Consider the following 25,306-nt stretch of genomic DNA (forward strand, 5'->3'; position numbering starts at 1 on the left):
TCCTGGGACGGCGTCTCGGGGACGATTCTTGCTCGACGTCGGTTAGGTGTCTGGCGTTCCTGTCGGTGTCCCCGTGTCGTTTGGCGTTCCAGTCGGCGTCCCTGTGCCCGTTTCCGTTCCGTTGGGCGCTCCTGTAGCCGTTCCGTTGGGTGTACCAGTGGCAGTTCCGTTTGGAGATCCAGTGGGCGCTCCCTCGGGTGTCCCGTCAGGGGTCGCTGTCCCGTCGCCGTCGTCTCCATCGTCATCGCCGGGTTCCCCGTCACCGCCATCGCCTCCGTCCGCTTCGTCGACCAACACCGACTGCGCCCCTTCGTAGGTGTGCGTGTAGGCGCTCTCCATCCCGCGGCGCCGGTACTCCTCCGAGAGGATCTCGTTGCCCCACGGGCCCGAGTAGCCGGCTTCACGGCAGGCGTCGACGAACCCCTGCACGTCGAAGTCGCCGTAGCCCGGGACGCGTCGCATGTTCACCGTGTTCTCGACGAAGCCGCCGCGCCCGGTGTCGGTAAACCCGTCGTCGATCTCAACGGCTGTGATGTCCTCCGGCTGCAGCGAGGCGATGTCGTCATACGAGATCGTCTCGATAGTGTTGACGTGCCAGGTGTCGAGGAACAGGCCCCCGTTCTCGGGCGGGGACACCCACTCGAGCACCTCGTCGATCGTCTCCGCGTTCGGATCCGGCGGGAGGATCTCCATCCCGACTTGCGTGTCGACCGCGGCCGCCTCGTCGCAGATCTCCGCGAACCGGTTGGCCAGCGCATCCGTCCCCACCGGGTACCCGTTGATGTTCCCGATCTTGATGTGGCGCGCGTCCATCGCATCAGCGGCATCGAGAAGGAGCTGTCTGGTCTCCTGTTCGTCCTCGCGTCGCGGGTCGTATTCCGGGAGGAGCCAGTTCACGAGAAACTCCAACTCGATGGTGTCGATCCCGGCCGCGCGGATCGTCTCGCCGATCCCCTCGAGGGTTCGGCCCTCCTCCTCGACCATATGCTTGATATCGTCGTGAAACAGGCCGATGCCGGTGAATCCGACCGCCGCCAGCATCTCCACGCGGTCCTCCAGGTCCCAGGGACTCCACTGGCGTCCCGTGAACGGTTTCACGTCGCCCGCGTGCGCCCAGTAGGAGGCGAGCACGTCGACGTCCGTCTGTTGCTGCTGTTGCTGTAGTACCTCCTGCGCCCGGTCGGTGTCCTCCTCCAGCGCGCCGTTCACTCCTGCGGCGCCCGCGCCGAGCGCGACTGTTCCCCCCGTCGCCTTGAGTACGTCTCGTCGTTTTGGTGGCATGGTGTTGTCACTCCGTGACCTCGATCGCATCGCATCACACGACGGCCGTGTGACATATCATCCACCGCGGTGAACGCGCAAAAGGGTAGTTGGCCGTTTAGTTCGTTCACTACTCGGATCGATTCCGGCCAGCTACGGCTTGTTGTCCGTCGGAAGACCGAGCTCCCAGCGAATGCAGTTCACTCGGGGCTGACAATATCTGGCTCGCGTCCGGCCATAAATGACAATATGGGATCAATTTGATATGGTGACACGTGGATAGTTGACGCGGAGCATGACATCAGCAAGCCCAGACCAACTGCGACGGATGTACGAGGACATGGTGACGGCGCGCCTGTACGAGGAGCGGCTCCAGGACGAGTACATGGAGGGGAAACGACCGGGATTCGACATCAGCGCGGGCGACATCCCCGGCGAACTCCACCTCGCGGCAGGCCAGGAGGCGGCTGCAGTAGGCGTGTGTTATCATCTCCGCGACGACGACACCGTGACCGCGCCTCACCGCCCCCACCACGTCGCCATCGCGAAGGGGGTCGACCTGAAGCGAATGACGGCGGAGATATTCGGTCGAGAAACGGGGCTGTGCCACGGGAAAGGCGGGCACATGCACCTGTTCGATCCGGACGTGAACTTCGCGTGTAGTGGAATCATCGCCGAGGGCTGTCCGCCGGCGCTGGGCGCGGCGATGGCCGCGAAGAAGCGCAACACCGATAGCGTCGCCGTCGCGTATCTCGGCGAGGGCGCCATCGATCAGGGTGGGTTCCTGGAATCGCTCAACATGGCGAGCGTCCACGACCTCCCGGTCGTGTTCGTCGTCGAGGACAACGATTGGGCGATCAGCATGCCAAAGGACCGCGTGACGCGCCCGGACGACGGCTCGAAGCGCGCCGACGGGTTCGACATGCGCGGCGTTCGCGTCGACAGCGATGACGCCCGCGCGATCTACGAGGCCGGCGGCGAGGCGGTCGCCCGCGCCCGCGACGGCAACGGGCCGACCGTGTTGGAGGTGCAGGTCCACCGGCGCATGGGTCACTTCATGGGCGACCCGGAGACGTACCGCCCTGAGGAGGACCAACAGCGTGCGGCCGACCGCGACTCGATCGAGCGGCTCGCGGCCGACATGCGGGAGTTCGGCATCGACGAGGCGGAGCTGGAGGAGATCCGCGACCGGGCGGCTGAGCGCGTCGACGAGGCGGTCACGTGGGCGAAACAGCAGCCGCTGCCCGAGCCGGAGGCGGCCCACGACCACGTGTTCACGAACCCGCCGTCCGGCGTGACCGACGAGGAGCCGGAGTTCCCGGGATCGGGTGCGGCCGCAGGAGGTGACGACTGATGAGCACCCCCACGCAGGAGGCGGTCGGCCGAACGGCCACGATGAGCGACGCGATGGTCGAGGCGGTCGCTCACGAGATGCGCGCCGACGAGGAGGTGTTCTACATGGGCGAGGACGTCGCCGATTACGGCGGCATCTTCGACTCCACGACGGGGCTGCTCGACGAGTTCGGCCGCGACCGCGTGATGGACGTGCCGATCAGCGAAACGGCGTACCTGGGTGCGGCCGTTGGGGCCGCACAGGCGGGGATGCGGCCGATCGCGGAGCTGATGTTCGTCGACTTCTTCGGCGTCGCGATGGACCAAATTTACAACCAGATGGCGAAGAACACCTACATGAGCGGGGGGTCGTTCAGCGTCCCGATGGTGCTCACCACCGCGGTCGGCGGCACGTACAACGACGCCGCCCAGCACTCCCAGACGCTGTACGGAACGTTCGCGCACCTCCCGGGCATGAAGGTGGTCGTCCCGTCGACGGCGTACGACGCCAAGGGGCTGATGCACAACGCCATCCGCGACGACGATCCGGTCGTCTACATGTTCCACAAGCGGCTGATGGGCATCGGCTGGATGCCCGCCCCCGACGGGCCGAAGACGCCGGTTCCGGAGGAGGACTACACGATCCCGTTCGGCAAGGCGGACGTGAAGCGCCAGGGCGACGACGTGACGGTCGTCACGCTCGGTCTGCACGTCCACCGGGCGCTCGATGCCGCCGAGACGCTCGCCGACGAGGGAGTCGACGCGGAAGTGATCGACCTCCGGACGCTGAAGCCACTCGACCGCGAGACGGTACTGGAGTCGGTCCGAAAGACCGGTCGGCTCGTCGTCGTCGACGAGGACTACCAGTCCTACGGTCTCACCGGCGAGATCATCTCCAGCGTGGCAGAGGCGGACCTCGACGCGCTCGAGGCGGTCGAACGCGTCGCCGTCCCAGACGTACCGATCCCGTACTCGCGGCCGATGGAGGACGCAGTGATCCCTGGCGCCGAGGATGTGGCTGAAGCGGTGCGGTCGGTCGGCAAATGAGCGGGAGCGATCCCGCCTCCGATAGCGGTGGTGAAACCGAGGGAGGCGGGGACGACAGCATCGAGAGAGCCGGCGGCGGCAGTAATGGAACAGACGGCGGGACCGACACCATCGAGACGGACGGGGGTGCCGACCGCGTTCCCGTCGACAGCGGGGCGCTGTGGCCGGGTGACACCGACGACGATGTCGGGCTGTTGCTCAACTGGTTCGTCGCCGAGGGCAGCCGCGTCACCGAGGGGAACCGGATCGCCGAATTCCAGGTCGAGAAAGTCGACGTGGACGTGCCGGCGCCAGCGACGGGCACGCTCGCGGAAATCGCCGTCGACGAGGACGGCGAGTTCGACCGCGGCGACGTGCTCGCGTACGTCGAGACAGAGGGGTGATCGAGGGTGACGCCCGATCCCCTCTCGCCGCCCGACGCTCGGCCGCAGTCCGTCTGTCGAACCGACGGCGGCAGCCGGAGCGACACCGATGGTGAGCGTCGACGTGAACCGGCTGTCCGCACGGTCACAAAAGAGGAAACGCCGGGCCCGATGCGTCGGACGATCGCCCGCCGGCTCCACGAGAGCTACAGCGAGGCCGTTCACGTCACGGCGACGCGGGTTGTCGACGCCGAGGAGCTATTCGCGGCGGTGGACGAAGCGAGCGACCGTCACGGCCTCGACCTCTCGCTGTCTGATGCGATCCTGCTGGCGGTCTCGGAGACGCTCGCTCGCCATCCGTCGTTCAACGCCACGTTCGAGGACGGCACTCACCGCGTGTACGAGGAGCACAACCTCGGCTACGGCGTCGACATCGAGGCGGGACTCGTCGCGCCGGTCCTCGCCGACGTCGGATCGCTGTCGATCGCCGAGGTCCACCGTCGGCGGACGTCCCTCGTCGACCGCGTGCTCGCCGGCGACTACGACACCGCTGACCTCCGGGGCGGAACGTTCACCGTCTCGAACCTCGGTCCGCTCGGCGTCGACTCGTTCACCCCGGTGATCAACCCGCCAGAGGTCGCAATCTTGGGCGTGAACAGCGTTCGCGAGCGGGCGGTCCGTGCCGAGGAGGGGAGCGACGACGTCGCGTTTCGACGCCACCTTCCGCTGGACCTCAGCTTCGATCACCGCGTCGTCGACGGCGCGGACGCCGGTCGGTTTCTCCGGACGCTCGCGGGCCTGATCCAAGCGCCCGAGGATCTGTTCGAGGTGTGAGGGTCGGTGGCAGCGGGGGTGTCTCCGGGGTACTGATCACCGTTCCGCCGCCGCCTTCGTCTCCACCGCCGTTCAATCGCTGTACAGCGATCGGACGCGGGCGACGCCGTCGATATCGTCGACCACGGCGGCGACGGGATCCGGAACGGCCCCCCGCCACCCACTGTCTGCTCCGTCACCCCGTTCGTGGTCTGCGGCCATCGCTTCGCGGATCGCGGTCCCGCTCACTGTCCGCTCCGCCTCGATCGTGTGCACCGCGCGCCCGTGGTCGCGGAGTCGGGCCGCTTTCACCTCGTGCCACTCCTCCAGCACCCGCAGGAGGTGCACCGCGTTCGCAGGCGCGTACTGCACCCACAGCGACGGCCGATTGATGGGGAACGGGAGCACGCGCACGGGAACACCGAGATCCGCCGACGACAGCGCCGCCGTGACCATCCGGTGTCGCTCGTGGTAGCGGAAGGGGTTGTTCCGCGGGTCGTCGCGGTCGGGGTCCGCGGCTTCGGCGGCGACGTGGGAGGGATCGGCGTTCGTGATCCCGACGATCAGCTCGTCGCACTCGCCGGCGGCCCACTCGCAGTACGCGAGGTGGCCGTCGTGAAACGGCTGAAAACGGCCGTGGACGTGGCCGATAAGCGGGTCGGCATCGTCTCTCTCCCCGGTCACCGAGCATCACCGGCCCGCGGCCACCGCGCGGCCGCCTCGACGAACCGAGAGAGGTCTGCGCCCGTTGCATCGAGAATCGGTTCGTCGGCCCGGTCGAGCGTCCCGATGCGAACCGGGTTCGCACCCGCGACGTCGCGGAGGCGTTCCGTGACGCGCGCCAGCGCGCTCGGGGTCGCGATCACCGCGAACGGGCCGTTCGTCTCGACGGTCGCGTCCGGAATCGCCCACCTGTCGGCGGTTGTCGACGCGACGGCATCGTGAAGTGGGAGTCTATCGAGCCGGAGCGATCGCCCGTCCCGAGCGGCGAGGCGTCCGACGCCGGCGATTCCCTCGCCCGACACGTCGGTGACTCGGGCGACGTGGCGCGCGGGGTCGAACGGTTCCTTGGGGTCCGGCCGGCACGCCGCAAGCGCCGCTGCGACTGGGAGAGCGTCGCGACCGAGCCTGTCGCGACCGAGCGCGCGAAGGCCGCTGTCGCCGCTCAGCGTCCCGAGGGCGAACGCGGCTAATCCACCCAGCGGTCGCGTCACGAGCACGTCACAGTCCGTCGGGAGCGACGGTTCGTCCCTGGAGGTCCGCCCGCCAGCGACGACGCTCGCGCCGAGGACCCAGCTCTCGCCCTCGTGCGTGAGGACTGACCCCGACAGTACCGTCGCGTCGGCCGGAAGCCCCGCGCGGAACCAGTCGGTCACCCGCCCCGGCGACGGACGAGCGTCCGCGGGCGCGGCGACGACCGGGCGGATGATGCGGTCTGCAGTCGCTCCGGACGCGTACACGTCGTTACAGGCGTTCAACGCGGCGATCCGCGCCTGCTCGGGCGGCGGGAGGTCTGGGAACGCGTGGACGGCGTCGAGGTTAGCTGCGACGCCGCGCGCGCCGGCATCCGTGCTGTGCGTCTCGTCTGTGGACCCCGTCGGTTCGGTCGCGCGGAGGTGTTCCAGCCAGAGGAACCCGCCGTCGATGTCGGGAATCTGCACGGCGTGACCCTTTCCGATCGTCACCTCCGGGCCGTCGAGCCCGGCGTAGGCGGTCGCGAGTGCGTCGCCGAGCCGGTCCGGGTCCGCGAAGTCGTCGCCCACGAACGCGCACGCGAGCGTCACGACCTGTCGGCCGTCCGCGTCGCCGTCGAACGGAACCGCGGGGCGCTCGTCGCCGAGCGCGACTCCCTCGACCGCGCGCTCGACCTCGGCCGGGGCGACTCCGCTGTCGAGCACCGCGGCGTCGGAGTCGGGGCCGAGACGGACGCTCGTCCCCTCGAGCGCGCTCGCGACGCGTTCGCGGGCCGGCAGCACGACCCTGTCGAGCGGCGTCTTCCCGGCACAGCCGCACCGTCGAGCGTCGGCGGCGGCGCCCGGGCCGGCGACGACTGACTCGGCCGATCGGTCGTCTTCGACGCCACCGTCCGCGACGAGGCGCCCGCGGATCACTCCCCCTGGGGCCACAGCGGTCTCACCTCCCCTGTCGGATAGTCGCGGACCGCCGGCGTCCGCCGGAGGCCGTCGAGCATGACGCGGTCGGCGGCCGCACGGGCGGCTTTCAACAACTCTCGACCACGAACGTCCCGAAATCCGCCTCGGGCTGCCGGCCGCTCGCCCACCGCCTCCACGTCGTCGACCCGGACGGGGTCGGCGACCATCGTCACCGGGACCGGTTCGCCCGAGTGAACCACGTCCTCGGTGCTCGGGGTGGTGTGATCGGCGGTGACGACCGTGACCAGGTCGGGATCGTCTCTGACGCGCTCGACAACCGGTGACAGCGACGCGTCGATCGCCGACAGCTCGTCGCGCTTCTCTGTCGGGCCGGCGGCGTGGGACACCTCGTCCGGCTCTGGGTAGTGGACGTGGACGAACTGGTGGTCCGCGAGCGCGTCGAGCGCTCGATCCGCTCGCGCGTCGTACCCCTCGGGCGGCTCGACGTGGGTCATCCCGAGTGTGCGCGCGAGCCCGGTCAACACCGGTTTGGGCGTCACGCTCGCCGCGTCGAGCCCGTGGCGCGCACGGAACGACTCGACGCGCGTCGGCGTCGCTGCCCACTTCGAGAGCACCGCGTCGGCCGGCCCTGGTACGTTCGCCAGCGCCGACCGCGTCGAACGCGTGTACGCCTGCAGCGCGTCGGCCGTCCGCCGTGCGGCCGCCGGATCGGCCGCCTCGCGCGTGGGCTCGCTCGCGACCACCGGTAGCCCCGCCTCGAAGGGGTCCACGTCGGTGACCGCCGGGGACACCACCGTGTCCGCAGTAATCGTCACCAGTCCCCGGTTCTTCCACGTGTATTCGAACTCGACCGTACATCCCTCGACGACGGGAACGTCGACCGAGGCGACGCCGGACCGCTCGGCGAGCGCGGGAAACTCCTCGGCGTCGACCGCGAGGTGACGGTCCGCGACGCGGCTCCCGGTGGCGGCGTCGAGCGACGCAAACGACGCCGAGCAGACGACGCTCCCGGCCGGCGGTTCCCGGCCGAAGCCGCGCGCCTCCAGCACGCCGCGGCCCGGAACCTCGGCTGGGTCGTAGCCGAACAGCCGGGTGTGCGCGAGATCACTCGATAGCGGCACGCCCGGGTCGGCGACGTGCATCGTGCCGTTGATCCCCGCCGCCGCGAGCCGGTCCAGGTTCGGGGTCTCGGCCGCCTCAAGCGGTGTGCTCCCGTCCAGTTCCGACGCGGGTCGGTCCGCCGCGCCGTCGAGCAGCAACAGGAGGATCGATCGGTCTCTCCCGCGCATCACTCCAGCCCGAGCGTCTTCGCGATGGTTCGTTTCTGTACCTCCGTCGTCCCTGCGGGGATCCGGAGGTTGCGGGCCACCCGGAAGACGCGCTCGACGCCGCCGGCGCGCATGAGGCCGTAGCCGCCCAGCACCTGTATCGCGCGGTCGGCCCAGTCGAACAGGCGGTCCTCGGGGTAATACTTCAGCATCGAGAGCTTCCGACGGGCGGTCGCCGACTGCTGGAGGTCGTGGAGGTTCGCCTCCGCGTCGTAGGCGCCCAGCAGTGCCGTCCCGAACTCGCGGAGAGCGTGGATCTCCGTGGCCGTCTCGACGATGGGCCACTGCACGGCCTGATTGCTCCCGATGGGCTCGCCGAACGTCTCGCGATCTTTCGCGTAGGTGAGCATCCTGTCGAGGAGGTACCGGCCCATCCCGGCGCACATCCCGGCCCGGCCGGCGCGTCGCCAGTTCACCCATGACAGCGCCAGCGGGAGGCCGTCGCCCACGTCCCCGACCAACTGGTCGCCGTCGACCCGGCAATCGCGCAGGTGGACGTCGGAGGTGATGCCGTCCATCATGATGTTCAGGTTCGGTTCGCCCACCTCGTACCCGGGGTTGTCGGTGTCGACGAGGAACATCCCCATCGTCTCGTGAGCCGAGCCGTCAGCTCCCGCGACCTTCGCGAGGATCTGCGCCGTGTCGGCGAACGGACCGTTGGTGATGTAGCGCTTGTCGCCGTTGAGCACCCAGCCGTCGCCGTCGCGCTCGGCGGTCGTCGAGATGGCCGTCACGTCAGAGCCGGCACCCGGCTCGGTGATGCCGATGCAGGCCGTCTTCCGGCCCTCGACGAGCGGCCTGAGCCACTCCTCGCGCTGGTCGTCGTCGAGGTGCAACAGCGCGGGCGATGGCCCCTCGGTCCACGCCATCATCGCCCGCGCGACACTCGACCCGTGGCCCGTCCCGTAGCGGAACACCGCCTCCTGCACGTAGAAGTGCTCGCGGTTCGAGAGGCCGCCGCCGCCAACTTCCTCAGGGAGATGGAGCGCGTACAGCCCCTCGTCGGCGCTCCGTTTGCGGATCTCCGCTTGCATCGCCCGCGTCTCGGGCTTCATCAGGCCGTCGTCGTCGAGGTAGTCCAGCGGCCCGCCGATGTGGTCGGCGTGTTCCTCCTCGTACGGCAGCACCTCCTCCTCGATGAACTCGATCACTCGGTCGACGACCGGTCGTACGTCGTCCGGAACCGCAAACTCGCCGGCGAGCGCGTCGTCCTCGGGGAACGTCGTCATACGCTATCGATTCACAGACCGACGAATAAGTGTTGGCTCGCCCGGACTCGTTCGCCGGGTCTCGGGTTCCATGGCCGCGACCCGGGGGCGGCCTCATCCCGCGCCGGCGACGAAGCGGATCAGCGCTCGGACCACTCCAGCACGGTCGCCGCCCAGGTGTAGCCGGTGCCGGCCGCGAGGAACAGCACCACGTCGCCGTCGGCGACGCGGTCGCGGTCGAGCCCCTCGCGAAGCGCGAGCGCTTGGTCGGCGCTCTGGACGTGACCGTAGTCGTCGAGGTAGTAGGCCTCCCGCTCGTCGACGCTGAGCTCGGCGCAGAGATACTCGTGGAACGACCGCTTCATGTGAGTCAGCGCCAGGAAGTCGATGTCGTCGCGATCGTACCCGGAGTCGGCGAGCGCGTCGTCGGCGACCGACAGGAACGACGGCGCCGACACGTCCGCCAGTCGTTCCTTCATGTCGTCCGGATCGGGAACCGTCAGCGTGTGTTCGCCCCCGTCGACCGTCTCGCGGCTCGGCGGCCTCGCCGACCCGCCCGCGGGCATCACCACGTCGCGGGAGAAGCTGCCGTCGGTCGTCGCCGCCGACTCGCGGACGACGGCGCGGGTGCGGTCGTCGACGGGGTCGGCCTCCAGCACTGTTGCGGCGGCGCCCGAGCCGAAGTTGAACATGAAGCTCGCGTCCTCGTCGGCGTAGTCGACGAGGTCCTCCTCGCGACTCGCCGTGACGAGCAGCGCGCAATCCACGTCGCCGACGCGGAGCTGAGCCGCGGTGTGGCGAATCGCGATAGGCGCGCCCGCACACAGCGCGTACGACTCGTGTGCGTAGGCGTCGTCCGCGCCGAGGCGTTCTGCCACGTCGGCGGCGGCAGACCAGACGACGTGGTCCTTGTACTCGCTGCCGTGGTACAAGATCAGATCGAGGTCGCCGGCGTCGAGGCCGGCGTCCGACAGCGCCTCCCGCCCCGCCGCGAGACACATGTCCGTGACGTGGTCGTCGTCCGGGGGGCAGACGCGCTTCTCGCGCATGCCCATCTTCTCGACGACGACCTCGTCGGGGATCCCGCTGATCCCGGCGATCTCCTCGCCGGTCAACACCTCGTCGGGCACGTACGTCCCGAGGCCGGTGAGGCCGACGGGTCGGCTGTCAGCCATCGAACCACCGCCGGAGCCGGCGCGGGACGGCCTTCGCGAGCGTGCCGCCCATGCGGTCGCGGGCGGTACCGAGCAGTCCGTTCGGCACGTACAACACGAACAGCACGAACAGCAGGCCGACGTACAGCGCGGCGTGGCCGTTCAGGAACGTGTCGATGGCCTCGGCGACGGTGAGTCCGTTGTAGATCTCGGTCGCCAGCGTCGCGTCGCCGACGTTCGCGCGGAGGTACGGCAGCAGGCCGCCCCCGCCGCCCTCCTTCGAGAGGAACTCGCGGACGGTCGCGTCGAACAGTTCGCCGTACAACGGGCCGGCGAGCGTGCCGAAGCCGCCGATGATTGACACCAGCAGCGCGTCGCCGGCGACGAGGAAGTAGAAGCCGTTCTCGGGCGTCACCGACCGCCGGAACCCCACGAACAGCGCGCCGGCGATCCCGGCGAAGAAGCCCGAGGCGACGAACGCCCCGAGCTTGTACGCGTAGGTGTTGTAGCCGATCGCTCTGGCGCGCTCCTCGTTCTCGCGGATCGCGATCAGCGTCCGCCCGAACGGCGAGTGGACGAGCCGCTGGAGCGCGAGATAACAGACGAGCACGACGGCGCCGACCGCGTAGAACGACACCTCCGTCGGCGAGAGGGTGATGAACCCGAACAGCCCCTCGACCGAGTCGCCGGTGAGCTGTCCGATCGCGACCGAAAGGCCGTCGACCCACGGGACGCCGATCCGGAATCCCTCCAGCGTCCCGGTGACGGCGACGCCGTCCCGGGGCGCCGAACTCACGAAGTCCCAGTCGCGGACGAACACGTACAGCACCTGCGAGAATCCGAGGGTGATCATCGCGAAGTAGACGCCCGACAGCCGGAACGACACGCTGCCGATCGCGACCGCGAGCGCCGCGGCGGCGACACCCGCGAGGACGAGCAGCAGCATGAACGGCGTCTCCGGCCCCAGCAGCGGGATCTTCCCGTTGGCCGCGAGCGCGACGAGGTAGGCGCCGGTGCCGTAGAACGCCGCGTGGCCAAAGGAGAGGTAGCCGGTGTAGCCGCTGATGAAGTCGAACGACATCGCGAACAGCGCGAAGAACAACACGACGACGAGCGTCTCGATCCGCGGCAGCACCGCGGTAACCTCCGCGGACAGCCCGGAGTTCACGAGCAGCGTGTACACGCCGGGGTACGCGGCGAACGCCAACACGACGACCAGGTGAACGAGGTGCTCCTCGGCGTACCGCCGGTACCAGGCGGTCTCGCTGCCGACGGCGCTTGCGACGTGGTCGGTCGCCGTCGGGCCGTCGTCTGTGACGGCCTCGGCAGATTCGCCGCCGTCGGTCACGTTCGTGTCGTCGGGCGCGGTCGCATCGCCGGTCGAACGGCCCTCGGAATCGTCGGCGGAATCGGGATCGCTAATGGCCCCCCACCTCCGAGACGCCGTACAGTCCCTGCGGCTTCACAATCAGCGTGAGCACGAGCACGAGAAACACCACCATCTCCGGCAGGCCGGTGAAGTCGACGAAGTTCTGGAACCACCACGTCATCGACGAGTCGACGAGGCCGACGATCAGCGCCGCGACGACGGTGCCGCGGAACGTCCCGAGCCCGCCGACGATCACGACGACGAACGCCGGGAGCAGCGTCTCGGCCGCCAGCGGCACCGATGCGCCCCACGAAGGGTCCCACGCGAGCAACACGCCGGCGGCGCCGGCGATGCCCGTTCCGAGCGCGAACACGACGGTGAAGACGCGGTTCACGTCGACACCCAGCGCCGACAACATCTCGCTGTCCTCGCCGCCGGCGCGCACGAACAGCCCGTACCGCGTCCGGGTGAGAAACAGGTACACGCCGGTGACGGTCAGCACGCCGAAGAGGATCTGGAACAGCTCCAATCCGCTCGCGGAGACGCCGGCGACCCCGACAGAGTTCGCGAGGAACGCCGGCTTCGTCCCGAGCACGTCCTGCCACACGGTCGTCGGCTGTAGCCCGTAGAAGAGCACGAGGATGCGCGCGAGCTCGTCGAGTACCAGCGTCACGCCGAAGGTGAGCAGGATCTGATACAGCGGCGGTCGATCGTATATCGGCCGAACGAGTCCGATCTCCAGCCCGCCGCCGAGCGCCGCCAGCGCGCCGAAGGCGACGACCACGGCGACCCCGAACGCGAGCAGCCGTCCGACCCCGCCGGTCGACTGCGCGACCGTCGCGACGAGCACGAGCCCGCCGAGGTACGCGCCGAGCATCGTCAGCGAGCCGTGGGCGAAGTTGAGCACGCCCATCAGCCCGAACACGAGCGTCAGCCCGGCGGCGATCATCACGTAGAGGCTCGCCTCAGCGATCCCGCGGACGATCACGTCGGCGAGCGTCGCCGGCGAGAGGAACTCGATCAACGCGTCCGCGAACTGCAGCGGGAGCGCCGCCCCGACGGGCGCGACCGGCGCCAGCGACGCGGTCGCCTGTGCGATCGCGCTCATGCCGAGAGGTACCTCCGGAGTCGCTCGCCCTCGGCGCTGACGGCGTCGGTGTCGCCCTCGTCGACGACGGTGCCGTGATCCAGCACGTAGAACCGATCCGCCACGTCGAGCGCGAGCGGGAGGTTCTGTTCGACTAACAGCATCGTCGTGTCCGCGGCCGCCTCGGTCAGCGCGTCCGCGACCGCTTCGACGATGAGCGGCGCCAGCCCCTCGCTGGGCTCGTCGACCAGCAGCAGGTCGTTGTCGCCGACGAGTCCGCGGGCGATGGCCAGCATCTGCTGTTGGCCGCCGGAGAGGTCACCCGCCTTCGCGCCCTTTCGGTCTCGGAGGTCGGGGAACGTCTCGAAAGCCAGGTCCAGCGCCGCGTCGGCGTCGTCGGAATCGGGGACCGCGACACGGACGTTTTCTTCGACCGTGAGCTGTCCGAACATCCGCCGGTCCTCGGGGATCCAGCCGAGTCCGCGGGCGGCGACCTCGTGGGTCTCCCGGCCGACGAGCTCCTCGCCGCGATACTCGATCGACCCCTCGCGGGGAGGCGTCAGTTGCAGCACCGAGCGCAGCGTCGTCGTCTTGCCGACGCCGTTGCGCCCCATCAGCGCGACGACCTCGCCCTCGTACACCTCGAGGTCGACCCCCTCGAGCACGTGGCTGTCGCCGTAGTACGTCTCGACGCCCGACAACGAGAGGAGCGGGTCACCGCGCTCCGCCGTCTGCGACGCAGTGTCGTCGTGAGCGTCTGTGTCTGCATCCGTACTCACGTCCGCGTTCGCTCCTGTACTCACGCCGCTTCACCTCCGTCCCCGGCGCTACCGGGCTCGTAACCGCCCAGATAGGCCCGTTGGACTGCGGGGTCGTCCCTGACGGCCGCGGGCTCGTCGTCCGCGATCACCGCGCCTTGGTTGAGCACGACGACGCGGTCGGACACCTCCATCACGATGTCCATGTTGTGCTCGACGAGCAGCACGGCGTGGTCGGTCGCGACGTCCTCGATCAGGTCGACGACGCGGTCGACGCTCTCGGAGGAGACGCCGGCGTTGGGCTCGTCGAGGAGGAGCACGTCCGGGTCGCCCGCGAGCGCGACGCCGACCTCTAGTTGGCGCTTGGCCCCGTGCGAGAGCGCACTGGCCGGCTCCTCGGCGCGGTCCGCCAAGTCGACGCGGTCGAGAATCCCGTACGCCTCCTCGATGTACCGGTCGAGCTGTCGGGCGTTGCGCCAGAAGTTCGCTCCGTCGCCGCCGGCGGCCTGCGCGGCGACGCGGACGTTCTCCAGCACGGTCGAGTTCGGAAACACGTTCGTCACTTGATACGACCGGTGGACGCCGAGCGACGCGATTTCGTGTGGTGCGGCGCCGGTGATGTCGCGCCAGCTGTCTGCGTCGCCCTCGTCGGATTCGTTCCTCGCGTCCGCCCCGTCGTCGGCGGTGTTGACGGGGCTGTCCTCCGCCCGGAGTTCGACGGTACCCGCTGTTGGGGTGAGGACCCCCGTGAGGAGGTTGAAGAACGTCGTCTTACCGGCGCCGTTGGGACCGATGAGCGAGCACAGTTCGTTGCTGTCGAGCGCGAAGTCCACGTCGTCGACGGCGGTGAGTCCGCCGAACCGCTTCGTGAGACCGCTCGTTCGGAGCATCTACAGCGAGCAGCCCATGTCGTCGCTGTCGGCCGGGATCGTCGTCTCGTCGGCCGAGATACGCGCGACGGGATCGCTCGGCTGAACGGCCGCCCCCCAGGCGTCGCTCCACTCGTCGGCGGTGGGGACCACGTCCGCGACAGTCATTTGCGAACGGGCCTGGTTATTGTACTCTTGGAAGGTGTACGCGTCCGTTCCCTTCGGCGTGTCGGCGACGGTCATGCCGCGCAGCGCCTCTGCAATGTCCGCGCCGTCGGTCGATCCGCTCGCCTCCACCCCCTGCACGATCGCGGAGGCGGCAGTGAACGTCCCGGACGTGAACAGGTCGGGAACCCGTCCGTACGCGTTCACGTAGCCGTCGACGAACGTCGAGTTGATCTCGTTGTCGTACTGATTCCAGTGGTAGCGGGTGGTGAAGGGTCCGACGCCGAGCCCGTCGAGCTTCTCCTGGGTGAGCGGTTCCCCTAGCTGGTTCTGGAGTAGCCCGCCGATGACGTTGTTCGTGATGGCCGTCGCGAATCCGCCGAACACCGTGAAGTCGTAGTCGCCCTGCAGGTACGTCGTGAACAGCGACGGAAGCGTCGCGACGGTGAACCCGCCGACGATTCCCTCGGCGCCCGCTTCGACGGCGTTGTCGAGCAGCCCCTCCCACTCGCTGTACCCCTGCGGGACGAAGCGCTTGCCGACGATCTCGACGCCCTCGTTCGTGAGCACCTGCTCGTAGTTGTTGACGACGGCGCGACCGAACGAGTAGTCGGCGCCGAAGAGGTACACCCGCGACACGTCCGACTCTTGGGCGACGTACTTTCCGCCCGAGCGGGCGTCCATCGCCGTGTTCTCGGACGCGCGAAACACCATGTCGCTGCAGGTTTCAGAATCGCCGGTGATCGACGCCGACGCCGCCGGCCCCGCCATGTACGGAACACCGGCCTGTTGGGCGACGGTCGTGCTCACGCGGCTAGCGGCGCCCGACGAGGCGCAGCCGAACAGCATGTCGACCTCCTCGTCCGTGACGAGGTTCGTCGCGAGCGTCTGGGACGTATCCGCAGAGAACTGGGTGTCGCGGATGTACAGCTCGTAGTCGACGTCGCCGACGGTGACGGTCTGGCTTCCGGTCTCAGCCGTCACCGACGGCTCGGCGCCGGCCTTGTACCCGAGCCCGGAGGAGAACCCCCACAGCGCCTGTTGACCGTAGTACTGAAGATCGCCCGAGATGGGCTGGAGCACGCCGATCTTCACCGTTCCCGACGCCCCGCCCGAACTCCCCGTCGTTGTCCCGTCCATGTCGTCGCTTGCCTCCGTGTCTGCCGCAGTAGTATCAGCACTGGTCTCGGTCTCGTCGCCGCCGTTGCCGCCGGCACAGCCGGCCAATCCGGCGATGCCCGTCGCACCCAGCGCGGCCAGCGTCCGCCGTCGTGTGATACGATCGCTCATACACTGCGGGACTGTGCGGTATCCGGCAAGAACTGCGTGGTTAATATGTGAACGAGCCCGGGGTCGCCGGGGTTTACGGGGAGCCTGTCACACGGGTCCTGCACGCTGTTCCGTTGCAACGTACTCGCGGGCGGCCTCCCGGATCACGTCCTCGGGGCCTTCGACGCACTCGCGACGGATGTCGGGGTACTGGCCGTCGAGTTCGCTGGCGACGTAGCCGTCGAGCTCCGCGACCTCGGCGACCGGCATCCCTTCGAGGTGCTCCGAGAGGAGGCTGGCGACGGCGCGGCTGACCGCACAGCTTTGGCTCTCGAAGGCGATCTCCTCGATGCGGTCGTCGGTGATCGTGACGTGGAACTCGCCGTCGTCGCCGCAGGTGGTCTCCTCGGAGGACTTCACGAACGTCGGGTCGGTGAGGCCGCCTTGGTTCTGCGGGTCGTAATGGTGCTCGCTGATGAGATCGTGGTAGCGGTCGGACGTGAGGTAGTCGTCGAGATCGTCGCGGGCGGTGTCCACGACGTCGAGAAGGCGGTCGATTTCCGCGCGAGTGTTGTAGACGTAGAACGAAGCGCGGGCGGATCCTGGGATATCGAGGCGATCGTGCAGCGGTTGGGTGCAGTGATCGCCGGCGCGGATGGCGATCCCGCGATCGTTGAGGAGGCTGGAGAGGTCGTGCCCGTGGACGCCCTTGACGTTGAACGAGACGAGCCCGGCGCGTTCCTCGCCGACGTCGGGGCCGTACGTCCGGACGAACTCGCGGTCGGCGAGTTCCCGCAGGAGGTACTGGGCGAGGTCGTTCTCGTGGGCGCGAACGGCTTCCATGCCGAGGTCTTCGAGGTAGTCGACGGCGGCGCCGAGTGCGATTCCCTCCGCGATGGGCGGGGTGCCGGCCTCGAACTTCCATGGGAGTTCGTTCCACGTCGAGTCGGAGAGGGTGACGTTCCGGATCATCTCCCCGCCGAACAGGAACGGGTCGAAGTCCTCCAAGATCGCTCTTTTCCCGTACAGCCCGCCGATACCGGTGGGGCCGGCGAACTTGTGGCCACTGAACGCGAAGAAGTCCGCGTCCATCGCCCCCACGTCGACGGGACGCGTCGGCGCGGACTGTGCGCCGTCGACGACCGCGTACGCGTCGTGGTCGTGCGCGAGCGCCACGAGATCTTCGATGGGATTGATCGTGCCGAGGACGTTCGAGACGTGGGGCGCACACACGACCGCGGTGTCGTCGGTGATGAGGTCACGGGCGGCGTCCATGTCGAGGTGCCCGTCGGCCGTGACGGGGATGTGGCGGACGGTCGCGCCCGTCCGCTTCGCGATCTGCTGCCAGGTGACCAGCGAAGCGTGGTGGTCCATCTCGGTGGCGACGATCTCGTCGTCGGCGTCGAGGCGCTGGCTGAGCCCGTACGCGACGAGGTTGATGCTCTCGGTGGTGTTCTTTGTAAAGACGATCTCCTCGCGACCGTCGGCGCCGAGGAACTCGGCGACCCGGTCGTGAGCCTGCTCGTACGCCACCGAGGCCTCGTAACTGAGCTCGTGGATCCCGCGATGGATGTTCGCGTTGTAGCCCGCGTAGAACTCCTCGAACACGTCGTACACCTGTCTGGGCGTGTGCGTGGTGGCGGCGTTGTCGAGATAGGTGAGAGGATGCCCGTTCACCCGACGCTCGAGGACGGGGAAATCGTCGCGTATCTTCGACGCGTCGAAGGTCATATCTCCGTCCAGACAGCATGACCTCATAAATGACGCGCACATGATCTTGGTACTCGATAACGCGGTCGACGGCGGCTACATGGCCGACGAGATCGCGCACTTCCTCCCCGACGCTCACGTGTACAACTATCCGAACGAGGACGGCGACCCGAGCCTCGCGGACGTGGACGGCGTCGTCATCGGCGGGAGCGAGGTCGGCGTGTACGACGAACCGGACCAACCGTGGATCACCGATCAAAAGCGGTTCGCGCGCCGCCTCGTTGAGGAGGGCGTGCCGACGCTCGGCATCTGCTTCGGCCACCAGATCCTGAACGCAGCGCTCGGCGGGTCAGTCGTGGACAGCGGGACGGCTCGCCTCCACCTCAGGGACGCCGAATTCGACGACGACGACCCCCTGTTCGACGGTGTCGAACCGACCGTCCCCGTTCTCCACTCCGACGTGGTCACGGAACTGGGGGAGGGCATGGAGCTCATCGGGCGCGCGGACTACTACGAGTACTTCGCTACCCGACACCGCGACAGTCCCGTGTGGTCCGTGCAGTATCACCCCGAGTTCACGCCTCGGATCGTCGACGAGTACGACGGCTGGGAGGAGACCGACCGCTCCTTCGAAGAGTCCACCGCTACTCGAACGCTCAGGAACTTCGCGGACCTCGTGGAGTCGCACGGGAGCGATTGAGCCCGACCCGTAGACTGACTCGCCGCGCCACGTCACCGGATCCCCAGCGTCGCCCCGGATGTCGACGACCGCCCGCTACTCCTCCAGTTCGCCCATCGCGTCGACCACCCGTTGGAGCATCTTCCGTTGGCCGCGCCGGAGGTTCTTCGACACGGCCGGCTTGGACACGTCGAACTCCTCGGCGAGCGTTCCGAGGGTCGCCGAGCGCGGACTCTCGAAGTACCCCTCGGAGGCGGCGGTCTCGAGCGTTTGGCGTTCCACGTCCGAGAGGTCCTTACACCCCTCGATGAGCGTCATCGCGGCGCCGGCGTTCTGGATGAAGCCCTGCAGTTCGGGGAGGTCGGGCTCGTCGCGTTCGAGCACCTGGTACTCGTTGTCGCGGTCGAGCCGCGAGAGCGTTCCGTCCGCCTCGCCGCGGTCGTCGAACCCCACGTGCCACAGCTCCGATCCGTCGGCGATGTAGAACGGCCCGGTGATGTAGCCGCCGCCGTCGCGGACGGTCGACATCGCGGCCGTCTCGTCGATGACGGTCCGAATGTGACCGACGCCGCCGGTTTTCGAGAGGAGGGTGTACTCGCGGAGCCCCTCGTGTTCCCGCAGTTCGGTCAACCCCCGTCCGAGCGTCTCGCGGTCGTCACCCTCGACGACCATCCGGGTCTCCAGCGAGTCTGTCGCGGTGTCGAACTCCCAGTGCACCGCCGAGAACGCCAGATCGTGCTCCTCTGTGGCGTGGATGAACGGACAGTCGTACTGCTCCATGTCCAGGGTGACGTCGATCATGGTACTCTCTCCGGTCGCTAGGACATTCGGGAAGATCTACATAATTGTTTATGTTGTCAGGGTCGGTGACGCTGACGAATCGAACTGGGCGGTTACCGCAGTCGGTCCACCGATCACCGTTCACCGCCGAACCGCTCGCGAACCGCCTCGCGGTCTATCTTCGAGGGGCCCGAGTACGGGACGTCCTCGACGAATGCGAGGTGTTTCGGGTGCTTGAACCGCGCGAGTCGGTCGTCGAGGAACTCGTCCAGATCCGATCGCGTCAGCGACTCGTCGCCGACGAGGACCGCCTTTCCGACGGTCCCCCACGTCTCGTCGGGGACGCCGATGACGACCGCCTCTCGGATCCCTGGATGGTCGGTGAGGGCGTCCTCGACCTCGGCGGGGAAGACGTTCTCGCCGCCGCTGACGTACATGTTCTTCTTTCGCCCTTCGATGTGGTAGTAGCCGTCGGCGTCGGCGCGCGCCAGATCGCCGGTCGACACCCACCCGCCCCCGAACGTCTCGGCGGACTCCTCGGGGGCGTTCCAGTATCGCTCCGCGGCGGCCGGACTCGACAGCTCCAACTCCCCGATCCCGCCGTCCTCGACCCGGTTCCCGTCGCCGTCGACGATCCGCGCGGAGACGTGGGGCGCCGGCACGCCGACGGCGTCGGCCTTCTCGCGGGGCCAGTCGTCCGGCATCGCGAAGTTGTTCGGACCGCACTCTGTGAGCCCGTACCCCTGCGAGAGGTCGACGCCGCGGTCCCACCACGCCTCCAGTACCGACCGGCGACACGGTCCGCCGCCGGACTTGGCGAACCGCAGCGACGACAGGTCGGTGTCGGCCCAGTCGTCGTGTTCGCTCATCATTCGCAGCACCGCCGGCACCGCGACGAGGACCGACGCCTCCCGGGACTCGACGGTGTCGAGCACCTGCCCGGGGTCGAACTCCCGGGCTATCACGACGGTCCCCCCCGTGTGGAACAACGGGACGGTGAGCACGTTCCACCCGCCGGTGTGAAACAGCGGGAACGGCATCGGCGTCACGTCGTCGCCCCGGAGGTTCCACGCTGCGATCGTCGTCATCGAGTTCCAGTACACCGCGCGGTGGGTGATCACCGTCTGCTTCGGCGTTCCAGTCGACCCGCCCGTGTGGAGGAACAGGTGTGGGTCCGACAGCGACACCGACGACTCGGTCGGATCGACCGATCCCTCGGCGACGGTTCCGTCTTCCCGGTCTCCGCTGTCGTCCGCGTTGGCGGGTCTCGCCGACTCGAACGACTCGCCTCCGAGATCGGCGGCGGCGGTCGCGACGTCGTCCGCGTCGTCGCCGACTGTGTATACCGGCGCGTCATCGAGGCCGGCCGTCCTCAGCGCGTCGCCGGCGAGGTCGGCGAACTCGCTCTCGACGACGACTGCCGACGGGTCGGTGTCGCCGACGAGTTCCGCGAGCTCAGGAGGCGCCAATCGGTGCGACAGCGGCGCGAGCACGGCTCCGATCTTCCCGGTCGCGAAGAACAGATCCACGAGCGCGGGTCGGTTTCGCGAGAGCGTCACGACCCGGTCGCCCGCACCGAGGCCGGCGTCGCGGAGCAGTCGAGCGGTTCGGATCGCCCGGCCGTCGAGGTCGGCGTACGTGTACGACCGGCCGGTCGAGGCGTCGACGAGCCCCACGCGGTCAGGGGACAGCGATGCGCGCCGACCGGCCCAGTCGCCGATCCAGTCTGGACCGTCTGTGGGCGGGCGCGTCGGCTGCTCGTCTTCGGCCGCCACGTCGGCGGAGCCCTCTCCCTCAGACATCGGCGAGGAACTCGCGGAGGCGGTCATTCACCCGTTCGGCGTCTTCGATGAAGAACAGATGCGACCCGCCCTCGACGAACTCGGCGGCCGCCTCCGGGATCGCAGCGGCCAGCAGCTCGCCGTTCTCAACGGGAAGCACGCGGTCGTCGGTGCCGTGCATGACCAGCGTCGACACGTCGATCGCGTCGAGTTCGTCGCTCGCGTCGAACGCTTGCACAGCCGCTGCCTGTGCCTCCCTCGCGCTCGGTGGCGCGTCCGACGCGAGCCGCCAGTCGACGATCCGTTCGACGAGATCCCCGTTCTCCTCGATGAAGCCGTCGGTGACGGCGGGCGCCATCTTGTACCGGATCGCCTCGCGCTCGTTCGCGTCGTCGGGCACCGAGAACATCCGCCCCAGCGTCGACTCCGGCGTCGGCACCGCCTCCGGTCCCCCGGGCGAGGTACAAAGCAGCGTGAGGGACTCTGCCCTGTCGTAGTCGATCGCGTATCGCTGGGCGACCATGCCGCCCATCGACGCCCCGACGACGTGGGCTGCGTCGACGCCGGCGTCGTCGAGCACGCTCTCGAGATCGCCAGCGAGTTGGTCGATCGTGTACGGTCCCGCCGGAACGTCGGAGTCGCCGGTCCCCCGGTTGTCCCACACCAGCAGGTGATACGACTCGGCGAGGGCGTCTGTCTGCCAGTTCCACATCCAGCGACCGTAGCCGAGCCCCTCACACAGGACGACCGTCTCCGCCTCGGCCGGGTCGCGGCCGCGCTCCTCGTAGGCGATTTCGACGCCGTCGTGGTCCGCACGTTGCACGAAGTGAGACTGTCCGCGCCCCCCCTTCAAGCGGGCGCTTTACATGTTAACCCCCGACGCTTTCGGGCATCGTCCCGGAGCACCGATATGCCAGTCGCAACCGTCGGCGACGATGCGACCGCGAGTATCGACGTGACGACTGAAACGATCGACGCGTACGCGGAGATCACCGGCGACGAGAATCCGATTCACCTCGACGACGCCTACGCGAGCGAGACGATGTTCGGCAGCCGGATCGCCCACGGAATGCTCGGCGCAGGCGTCGTCAGCGCCGCGCTCGCGTCGCTCCCCGGCGATATTATCTATCTCGACCAGGACTGCTCGTTCGAAGCACCGGTCCGTCCGGGTGACACGGTTGAGGCGCGCGCGACCGTCCGGGAGGAACTCGGCGGCGACCGGATCCGCGTTGAGACGGTCGCCGCCGTCGACGGTGAGACCGTCATCGAGGGACTGGCGACGGTGCTGTCGGTCCCCCACGAGCCTTGAGGGGCGTGTAGCGACTACCGAATGTCGTACAGCACGCGCTCGCTGACTCTGGTTTTCAACTCGTTGAAGTGTCGGATAGCTTTTCCCGCCAGCATAAAAATAATCATGCGAGTGTCATTTGAGGGAGCGACAGCAGACCGCCCACGCCCGCAACGCAGTCTGGGCCGGTGACAGAGCCAAGCACGACTGAGGCGGCCAATTCATCCGGTCAACCAGCGTCGGGTAGCGACCACTCGTGGCACGCGGTGTCTGTCGACCGCGCACTGGAGCGCCTCGACACTGATACTACGGGACTTTCGTCGTCGGAGGTGGAGCGACGGACCGGCGAGTACGGACCGAACACACTGCCGAAGGCGTCTCCTCCGTCAGCGCTGCGAGTGTTTGCTCGACAGTTCCGTAGCCCGCTGATCTACGTCCTCGCCGCCGCGGCACTCGTCTCGATCAGCGTCGGCGAGCGCACGGACGCGGGGTTCATCGTCGTCGTCCTTCTGGCGAACGCGCTGGTCGGCGGGGTCCAGGAGTGGCGTGCAGCACAGAGCACTCACGCGCTCCAACGCCTGCTCCGAACCCGAGCGACTGTCGTGCGCGACGACCGGACGGTCGAGGTCGACAGCGAAGTTGTCGTTCCGGGTGACATCGTTGTACTGGAGTCGGGGAGCGCCGTCCCGGCGGACGTACGGCTGATCGCGACGACCGGGTTGGAGACCGACGAGTCGACGCTCACCGGTGAGTCGACGACGGTCGAAAAGGAAGCCACCTGGACGGGCGCCCCGTCGACGCCGCTTGCGGACCGACGGAATCTCGCGTTCGCGGGTACGACTGTGGTTCGAGGTCGGGCGCGCGGTGTCGTCGTGGCAACGGGCGAGGACACGGCGGTCGGATCGCTGGCCGAGGACGTGTCCGCCCTCGGGGAGGGCCGCCCGCCGTTAGTACAGCGGATGCAGCGATTCACGCGCGCACTGGGCGCGGCTGTCGTGGGCGTTTCGCTGTTGGCGATCGGCTTCGGCGTCGTCGTCCGCGGGTTCGAGATCTCGACGATGGTCTTGTTCGGCGTCGCGCTCGCGGTCGCCGCCATCCCCGAGGGGCTCCCGGTCTCGATGACGGTCGCGCTCGGGGTGGCAACCAGACGAATGGCGGCGCTCGGCGTCATCGTCCGCCGCCTCGTCGCAGTCGAAGGGCTCGGAAGCTGTACCTATATCGCTACCGATAAGACCGGAACGATCACCGAGAATCGGCTCTCAGTGCGCCGGGTACGTCTACCCGGTGGCCAAACGCTGTCGATCGGTGAAGACGGTGAGACGGCCGATACCAGATCCAAGCGCAGCGATGAGTTGTCCCGACTCGCGGTCGCCGTGTCGTTGTGCAACGAGGGGAGCCTCGTAGCCGACGGTGAGGAGGTCACTCGGCGTGGTGACCCAACTGACACCGCCTTGCTCGCGTTTGCCCGCCGGTTCGACGTAACGGCAGATAGCGCGTCGGCGCGATATCCCCAGGTCGGCACGATCCCGTTCGAATCCGAGCGCGGGTACGCCGCTACGTACCACCGCGTCCCCGATGAGGAGACGGACGGAGACGGCGAGACTCTGGTGTTCGTCAAGGGAGCCCCTGAGCGGATCATCGACATGTGCGAGTGGAACGACGACGGAGCGACCACCGGGACAGTGGGGACCGAGTCAGCGGCTCGCCGACGCGCGCTCGACGAGGCAACGGAACTCGCGGCAGACGGCTACCGCGTGCTCGCCGTCGCCGAGGGGCGTGTACACGGTCGGGTTCCGGACGATCCCTCGCTGGAACCACCGTCAGGGCTTCGGCTGCTCGGCTTCGTCGGGATGACCGATCCGCTTCGCTCGGGGGCCCGCGCCGCCGTCGAGTCTGCCCGTGCCGCGGGCATTCAGGTCGCGATGATCACCGGCGACCACCCGGAGACTGCGCTGGCGATCGCTCGCGAACTCGGAATGGCGACGAGCCTCGACGAGGTCGTCACCGGCGCTGAGCTAGCTGCGATGGACGATGGCGAGGTCGCCGAAACCGTTCGGGTGACGTCTGTGTTCGCGCGGGTCGCTCCAGACCAGAAGTTGCGCATCGTCGCCGCCGCGAAAACGGCCGGACACTTCGTCGCAGTCACTGGCGACGGCGTGAACGACGCGCCGGCACTCCAGGCGGCGAACATCGGCATTGCGATGGGTAAAGACGGCACGGATGTCGCCCGCGATGCCGCCGAACTAGTACTCAGTGACGACAACTTCGCCACTATCGTCTCGGGGATCGAACAGGGACGCGTCGCCTACGACAACGTTCGAAAGGTGATCTACTTGCTCGTCTCGACGAACGCCGCTGAGGTCGTGCTCGTCCTACTCTCGCTGGCAGCCGGGCTCCCGCTCGCGCTTACAGCCGTCCAACTGCTGTGGCTCAATCTCGTCACCGAGGGGATGCAAGACGTCGCACTCGGATTCGAGCCGAAGGAAGACGACGTGCTCGAGCGTCCGCCACGCTCGCCCAGTGAACCGATATTCGACAGACTCATGATCGAACGCACGGCCGTCAGCACGGGGTACATCGGGCTTGTCGGCTTTGCGACGTTCTCGTGGTTGCTCGCATCGGGCGCCAGCGCCCCCGAGGCTCGAAACGGGCTCCTCCTCTTGATGGTGCTGTTCGAGAACGCACAGGTCGGCAACAGCCGGTCTGAAACGCGTTCGGTGTTCCGGATCTCGCCGCTGTCGAACCCGTTTCTGCTCGCGGCCGCAGTCGGCGCACTCGTCGTCCACGCTGCGGCGTTGTACGTTCCGATCGCGCAGTCGGTGCTGGAGACGGCGCCCGTTTCTCTTGCTCACCTCTTGATGTATTTCGCGCTCGCCGGTGGGCTCCTCGTTGTGACAGAACTCCACAAGCACTGGTGGCAGTACAGACATTAA

The 25,306-nt window shown here is 68.2% G+C and carries 22 protein-coding genes; 7 read left to right on the forward strand and 15 right to left on the reverse strand.

The window, feature by feature from the left end; translation table 11 throughout:
- Positions 1–42 precede the first annotated feature (42 nt).
- Positions 43–1,281 (reverse strand): sugar phosphate isomerase/epimerase family protein, encoded by a 1,239-nt coding sequence (locus P0Y41_RS16215; RefSeq protein ID WP_284063474.1) that lies wholly within the window; start codon positions 1,279–1,281, stop codon positions 43–45.
- A 307-nt stretch (positions 1,282–1,588) separates the two neighbouring features.
- On the opposite strand from P0Y41_RS16215, the gene P0Y41_RS16220 reads away from it, so the two are divergent.
- The 4 genes from P0Y41_RS16220 (at position 1,589) to P0Y41_RS16235 (ending at position 4,835) form a co-directional block, all read left to right on the forward strand.
- A complete protein-coding gene (locus P0Y41_RS16220; RefSeq protein ID WP_284063804.1) occupies positions 1,589–2,614 on the forward strand; it encodes a thiamine pyrophosphate-dependent dehydrogenase E1 component subunit alpha in 1,026 nt (341 codons plus the stop codon).
- Positions 2,614–3,639, forward strand: coding sequence for an alpha-ketoacid dehydrogenase subunit beta (locus P0Y41_RS16225; RefSeq protein WP_284063475.1), 1,026 nt, complete (start codon positions 2,614–2,616; stop codon positions 3,637–3,639). Before P0Y41_RS16220 ends, P0Y41_RS16225 begins: the two co-directional genes overlap by 1 nt.
- Positions 3,636–4,022, forward strand: coding sequence for a lipoyl domain-containing protein (locus tag P0Y41_RS16230; RefSeq protein ID WP_321170868.1), 387 nt, complete (start codon positions 3,636–3,638; stop codon positions 4,020–4,022). Before P0Y41_RS16225 ends, P0Y41_RS16230 begins: the two co-directional genes overlap by 4 nt.
- A 150-nt stretch (positions 4,023–4,172) precedes the next feature.
- Complete coding sequence (locus tag P0Y41_RS16235) at positions 4,173–4,835, forward strand: 2-oxo acid dehydrogenase subunit E2 (RefSeq protein ID WP_345783219.1); 663 nt, start codon at positions 4,173–4,175, stop codon at positions 4,833–4,835.
- A gap of 72 nt (positions 4,836–4,907) precedes the next feature.
- On the opposite strand, the gene P0Y41_RS16240 is transcribed toward P0Y41_RS16235, so the two are convergent.
- From P0Y41_RS16240 to P0Y41_RS16290, 11 genes are all read right to left on the reverse strand, one after another.
- Positions 4,908–5,498 (reverse strand): adenylyltransferase/cytidyltransferase family protein, encoded by a 591-nt coding sequence (locus P0Y41_RS16240; protein WP_284063477.1) that lies wholly within the window; start codon positions 5,496–5,498, stop codon positions 4,908–4,910.
- Complete coding sequence (locus tag P0Y41_RS16245) at positions 5,495–6,940, reverse strand: hypothetical protein (protein ID WP_284063478.1); 1,446 nt, start codon at positions 6,938–6,940, stop codon at positions 5,495–5,497. The genes P0Y41_RS16240 and P0Y41_RS16245 overlap by 4 nt, the downstream gene beginning before the upstream one ends.
- Positions 6,922–8,217 (reverse strand): alkaline phosphatase family protein, encoded by a 1,296-nt coding sequence (locus P0Y41_RS16250; protein ID WP_284063479.1) that lies wholly within the window; start codon positions 8,215–8,217, stop codon positions 6,922–6,924. Before P0Y41_RS16250 ends, P0Y41_RS16245 begins: the two co-directional genes overlap by 19 nt.
- Positions 8,217–9,485, reverse strand: a complete 1,269-nt coding sequence (locus tag P0Y41_RS16255) for an acyl-CoA dehydrogenase family protein (protein WP_284063480.1) — start codon at positions 9,483–9,485, stop codon at positions 8,217–8,219. Before P0Y41_RS16255 ends, P0Y41_RS16250 begins: the two co-directional genes overlap by 1 nt.
- A 119-nt stretch (positions 9,486–9,604) precedes the next feature.
- Positions 9,605–10,639 (reverse strand): 3-oxoacyl-ACP synthase, encoded by a 1,035-nt coding sequence (locus P0Y41_RS16260; protein WP_284063481.1) that lies wholly within the window; start codon positions 10,637–10,639, stop codon positions 9,605–9,607.
- Positions 10,632–11,801, reverse strand: a complete 1,170-nt coding sequence (locus tag P0Y41_RS16265; protein WP_284063806.1) for a branched-chain amino acid ABC transporter permease — start codon at positions 11,799–11,801, stop codon at positions 10,632–10,634. The genes P0Y41_RS16260 and P0Y41_RS16265 overlap by 8 nt, the downstream gene beginning before the upstream one ends.
- Before the next feature lie 235 nt (positions 11,802–12,036).
- On the reverse strand, positions 12,037–13,095 hold the full coding sequence (locus P0Y41_RS16270; protein WP_284063482.1) for a branched-chain amino acid ABC transporter permease: 1,059 nt from the start codon (positions 13,093–13,095) through the stop codon (positions 12,037–12,039).
- A complete protein-coding gene (locus P0Y41_RS16275) occupies positions 13,092–13,775 on the reverse strand; it encodes an ABC transporter ATP-binding protein (protein ID WP_284063807.1) in 684 nt (227 codons plus the stop codon). Before P0Y41_RS16275 ends, P0Y41_RS16270 begins: the two co-directional genes overlap by 4 nt.
- Positions 13,776–13,873: 98 nt before the next feature.
- Positions 13,874–14,722, reverse strand: a complete 849-nt coding sequence (locus P0Y41_RS16280) for an ABC transporter ATP-binding protein (protein WP_284063483.1) — start codon at positions 14,720–14,722, stop codon at positions 13,874–13,876.
- A complete protein-coding gene (locus P0Y41_RS16285) occupies positions 14,723–16,156 on the reverse strand; it encodes an ABC transporter substrate-binding protein (protein ID WP_284063484.1) in 1,434 nt (477 codons plus the stop codon). It abuts the gene before it with no gap.
- A gap of 87 nt (positions 16,157–16,243) precedes the next feature.
- Positions 16,244–17,866: a SufS family cysteine desulfurase gene (locus tag P0Y41_RS16290; RefSeq protein ID WP_284063485.1), complete on the reverse strand. Its 1,623-nt coding sequence runs from the start codon at positions 17,864–17,866 to the stop codon at positions 16,244–16,246.
- 40 nt (positions 17,867–17,906) lie between these two features.
- Between P0Y41_RS16290 and P0Y41_RS16295 the strand changes: the two genes are divergently transcribed.
- The gene (locus P0Y41_RS16295) at positions 17,907–18,545 is read left to right on the forward strand and encodes a type 1 glutamine amidotransferase (RefSeq protein ID WP_284063486.1); all 639 of its coding nucleotides are present in this window, start codon (positions 17,907–17,909) and stop codon (positions 18,543–18,545) included.
- A gap of 75 nt (positions 18,546–18,620) precedes the next feature.
- Here P0Y41_RS16295 and P0Y41_RS16300 read toward each other — a convergent pair whose 3' ends face one another.
- The 3 genes from P0Y41_RS16300 to P0Y41_RS16310 form a co-directional block, all read right to left on the reverse strand.
- Positions 18,621–19,325, reverse strand: a complete 705-nt coding sequence (locus tag P0Y41_RS16300; protein ID WP_284063487.1) for a helix-turn-helix domain-containing protein — start codon at positions 19,323–19,325, stop codon at positions 18,621–18,623.
- A gap of 113 nt (positions 19,326–19,438) precedes the next feature.
- The gene (locus P0Y41_RS16305; protein ID WP_284063488.1) at positions 19,439–21,106 is read right to left on the reverse strand and encodes an AMP-binding protein; all 1,668 of its coding nucleotides are present in this window, start codon (positions 21,104–21,106) and stop codon (positions 19,439–19,441) included.
- Positions 21,099–21,908 carry an alpha/beta fold hydrolase gene (locus tag P0Y41_RS16310; protein WP_284063489.1) on the reverse strand — a complete coding sequence of 270 codons (810 nt, stop codon included), beginning with the start codon at positions 21,906–21,908 and terminating at the stop codon, positions 21,099–21,101. The genes P0Y41_RS16305 and P0Y41_RS16310 overlap by 8 nt, the downstream gene beginning before the upstream one ends.
- An 87-nt stretch (positions 21,909–21,995) precedes the next feature.
- On the opposite strand from P0Y41_RS16310, the gene P0Y41_RS16315 reads away from it, so the two are divergent.
- Positions 21,996–22,394, forward strand: a complete 399-nt coding sequence (locus tag P0Y41_RS16315) for a MaoC family dehydratase (RefSeq protein WP_284063490.1) — start codon at positions 21,996–21,998, stop codon at positions 22,392–22,394.
- Positions 22,395–22,639: 245 nt separating this feature from the next.
- The gene (locus P0Y41_RS16320; RefSeq protein WP_284063491.1) at positions 22,640–25,306 is read left to right on the forward strand and encodes a cation-translocating P-type ATPase; all 2,667 of its coding nucleotides are present in this window, start codon (positions 22,640–22,642) and stop codon (positions 25,304–25,306) included.

It is taken from the genome of Halobaculum halobium (genome assembly GCF_030127145.1).
Lineage (GTDB): Archaea > Halobacteriota > Halobacteria > Halobacteriales > Haloferacaceae > Halobaculum > Halobaculum halobium.